Annotated in this window: 1 pseudogene; it reads right to left on the reverse strand. The window is 28.6% G+C overall.

From position 1 onward, the window contains the following. Positions 1-397: 397 nt before the first annotated feature. Positions 398-927 (reverse strand): annotated as a pseudogene (locus tag ACVC2P_RS11365) (REP-associated tyrosine transposase); the annotation flags it as partial.

Raw genomic sequence — 927 nt, forward strand, 5'->3', positions numbered from 1 at the left:
ATATTGAGTATCTACTTCTTCATTATTCCAAAATCCTAGAGCTTTTATTTTTATTTGTTTTAAAAAATAAATTAGTTTCTTTGAATCTATTTTTTCTCTAGAAAATAAATGTACTACTTCCATATTATTATTAATCATTAAATAAAATCACATTATCCTTTCCTAGTTTTTTCTGTACTTTTTCAACAAGGCTAGAGGGTGTGTTTTTTGATAAATAAGCTTGAGCCTTAACTCCTCGCTCTGTAGCTATTTTTTACAAACTAGAAACAGTACTTAAAAACTAGCTTCTTTTTTTGCTTTACTAGCCCCCCCGCTACCGCTAAAATCTTTCTAGTGGCGGTATGAGTCAGCATAACGAAACTTTTATATTTCTATAAAAGCTTTGCTTTTTCACAAATTAAACTATAAAACCAGTACTATCTATTTCTAGAATTGTATGATCATCTTGAAAATTCCTTGCACTAGAATATTTCCAATCTATAGTATTTACTACAAAACCTGTCTCTACAGGATTATTATGTATATAATCTATTTTTTGTTTTATTACCTGTTCGCTCCATAGTTCTATTGGTTTATTATGATGTTACCAAAATTGGTGTTTAGTTGTTGTTGTATTCTTTTTACCTGCTCTTTCGAACATCCATAATAACCATTCTCTACGACTCTCTTGCGGATTGTTCTCTATAGTTCTTATAACCTTTTTTGAAGGTATAACGTTTAAAATCTCTAAGTAATTCTGAAGGTTGGTTATTACTTGATCTAAATATTAAATGAATGTGGCTTGGCATAAAACAATAACAATACAACTCCATACCTTTTTCTTTTCTACAATAATTTATACTATCAACTAATACATTAAAGTAAACTTGCCTAGTAAAAACATCTATCCAATTTACTGTAGCAAAAGACACAAAATATAAACCAGAT

This window comes from Pontimicrobium sp. MEBiC01747 (assembly GCF_053601635.1).